We start from the raw sequence: 3,366 nt of genomic DNA, 5'->3' as shown, positions 1-3,366 counted from the left end.
GTGAATACACAAAGTATTCACTGCGCTTTTTGTTTCATCTGACGAAAAAACTGACGGCGCATCTGACGCACAATCTTTGTGCGGTATTGCCCTAATTTTATTAGTTGCTTTTTAATGTGACATTCTCACCCAGTAGATATTTCAAAAGAAGAACAACATCTGCTATATGAAAGACGCCATCACCATTGGTATCTTCCGGGGAGGCAGACGACAACAGCATACCATCGGCAGAGTTTTGAATTTTCTGCCGTGCAAGTGCCAGATCAATACCATTGACAGTCAAATCACCGTTGAGATCTCCTGGAATCATTTTCGGCAGTTCAGTTGTCGTTCCAGTTGTTCCTGGCACAGAGCCGCCGTAGTATTCTCCGAGAGAAATACCATTTTCGCCCAGGGCAATTTCGTGATCCAGACTGATAAAACGTCCGGTGTTATCCTGCCACAGAGCCGGCTCAACCAGAGCATATTTTTCTTCGTCCCACTTTACGAAATTGTCATACACCAGACCACCGGTGTCACCAGAGTTTTCGTTAAAGCACCAAAATGTGTGATGGATACGGTTTTCGATCATGAAGTCCCGTAAATAAGTCATCCAAGCTTCATTTCTGTCTCCGTCCAAAAAGCCGCCCCATTCTCCCATCAGAAGTGGAGCAACGCCTTCGTCCTGTAAAAAGAACCAGTTGTCGTACCAGCAGTCTTTCAGAAGGGATTCTTGTGTGAAGCCGTCATAGAACCATTTTTGTTCCCACACCAGAGGACCATAGTCATGGGGAGAATACACCAGCTGACTCTGATATTCGCCCAGATCAATGGGATATTCCTTTGCACCGCGGAAATTACCGCCCCACCATGTACCGTAATAATACTCCGTCATAGTTGTATAGTCAATTTTGGGAGCAGTCCAGTCATAGCCTTCTTTTGGATAAACCTCTGTTCCTTCTACCATTATGAGCAGATTTGGATTCATTTCCAGTACTCTCGCGGCACAGGTCTCTGCCGCATATTTCCAGTTTGTCGGATCTGTTGAGTCGTCCCATTTTGCCATCTGATCTTTGACATCTGCGGTTCCGTGGGGCTCATTTTTCAGGTCAATTGCAAGGATGGTATCATCGTCTTTGTAATAATCGGCAAACCACGCCAGTGCATCACACCAGTCCTCTGTACTGAATTTGTCTGTGTACCACAGACTGATCTGGTGACCGGCAGAAGCCGTTTCTGCACTGTGAATGTCGATCATAATTTTGATGCCGAGCTCACGGCACCACTTCACCGCAAGATTCCAGATGTCAAAACTATACATGATTGTACCGCCTTCAACGCCTTCCAGTGTCAGTTCTGGATTGGAATATTGGTTCACTTTCGGTGTCGCAGGATCTGGGTCACCGTTTTTCCATTGCAGCAGTATTTCTGTAGACATAGGAACACGCAGAAAGTTGAAGCCATGATCTGCGATCTGACGAAGCATGTCATGCATATTCTGTGACCAGACACCGTCAAAAACCTGGCTGCCGACATTGTAGCCGAACCAGTTACAGCCGGTGATCCAGACAGGATTTCCGTCCATATCGACAATTTCTGCATTTTCATTCACGTGAAGCCAATCATCATGGTAGCTATCCGGTTCAGCAGCTACATGAAAAACCGGTGCAGCTGCTGAGAAAAGCATAGAACCGGCGAGCGCAGTCGGAAGCAGAAGTTTTTTTAAGAACGAACGCAGCATAAAGTACCTCCCGAATTCAAAAGTTTTGTCTATATTGTAGCACAATTTTTCGGAAAAGTCAATTGATTCTAGAGTGTGTTCACATAAAACGAATAAGCGGATTTTCGAGCATAAATTTAGCGCAAACAAGGTAAAAATCCGCAGGCGGGCTGTCGCCCGGCAAAGATTTTTAAGGCAACACCGCACAATCTTTGTGCGGTGTTGCCTTAACGCAGTATGCGCGAAATTTTGCCGGAAAGACGCTTGTTTGGATTTATGTGAATACGCTCTAATGCATTCTTCCAAGAAAAGCAGAGGAGAATGAAGGATAATACCGTCTTTTATCCGGTATAGTCCCGGTCATATGTAATGATGGTCTGGCACGTGGCATCCTGCTGCTGTAATTCATGGGTGATCATCTCCTGGAGCTGGTCGTCCGTATAGGCACAATCAAATGGAACAACCAGATCGAAAATCAATCGGTTGGTATTTTCCCCGGAAACCAGGCGAAAATCATGCAGGCTCAGTCGTTCATCAAGTCCGTGGATCACTGCTTCTGTCATATGGCGATAATTATTCGCAATTTCATTGTCCAGTTCAATGGGATCCATATGGATCGTCATCAAAATCTGCATGGTCTCATATATTTCACGCTCTGCAATATCCACCACCTCATGTACGGCAACAAAATCAGAATCGCTTTTCACTTCAACATGGCAGCTGCCTAGAGTTTTTCCCGGACCATAGTTGTGGAGTACAAGATCATGGATTCCCACGATTTCCGGATGGGACAGAAGCATTTCCTGCAGTTTTTGTACCACTTCCGGATTTGCCGGACGTCCCAGCAGATCGCCTACTGTATCTCGGATAATGTCATATGCTGTTTTTAAAATAAACAGAGAAACTGCCGCACCCATGATGCCGTCCAAGGGCAGATCCGTAAACAGGGATGCCACCAAGGCAATAATTGTGGCTGAAGTGGCGATTACATCACTGCGGCTGTCCTTTGCTACAGCAATCATGGTAGAAGAATGAATACGTTTTCCCAGCTTTGTATTCAGCCACGCCATCCAGAGCTTGATTCCGATAGAAATAAGCAAAGCGCCCAGCGTCATCCAACGGAATGACACGTCTTCAGGATGGATGATTTTTGCTGCGGAATTCCGAAGCAACTCAAAGCCCATCAGTGCAATCATCACAGCAATCACCAGAGAGGTGAGATATTCCATACGGCCGTGACCGAATGGATGATCCTTATCAGCAGGCTTTGCCGCTAGTTTATAGCCAAACATGGTGATCAGACAGCTGGCACAATCAGATAAGTTGTTGAATGCGTCAGAGATGATGGCAATTGAATGGGACAAAACACCCATGGTGTACTTCAATCCAAACAGAAGCAGATTGCAGATAATGCCAACAATACTGCTGAATGTGCCATATGCTTTCCGAACACTGGGATCGGATGTGTTATCGCTGTTACGGATCAGTTTATGAATCAAAAAATCCAGCATAAAAATCGCCTTTCTTTCAGGAGTGTACAGTTGGGTTTCGGATGTACTACCATTGCAGCAGCCACCTTTCATTCTGTACAATAATAAAACCGTGCGACAAATTTTAAGGCAATACCGCACAAAGATTGTGCGTCAGATGCGCCGTCAGATTTTTCG

The 3,366-nt window shown here is 45.5% G+C and carries 2 protein-coding genes; both read right to left on the bottom strand.

The features are described from left to right. Window positions 1-100: 100 nt before the first annotated feature. The gene (locus tag Q0418_RS05830; RefSeq protein WP_298483106.1) at window positions 101-1,720 is read right to left on the bottom strand and encodes a cellulase family glycosylhydrolase; all 1,620 of its coding nucleotides are present in this window, start codon (window positions 1,718-1,720) and stop codon (window positions 101-103) included. 320 nt (window positions 1,721-2,040) lie between these two features. Further along, a complete protein-coding gene (locus tag Q0418_RS05825) occupies window positions 2,041-3,210 on the bottom strand; it encodes a cation diffusion facilitator family transporter (protein ID WP_298483104.1) in 1,170 nt (389 codons plus the stop codon). Between the last annotated feature and the right edge of the window lie 156 nt (window positions 3,211-3,366).

The organism is uncultured Ruminococcus sp., assembly GCF_937915125.1.
GTDB lineage: Bacteria > Bacillota > Clostridia > Oscillospirales > Ruminococcaceae > Ruminococcus_C.
This window is presented reverse-complemented; position numbering and strand designations above follow the sequence as displayed.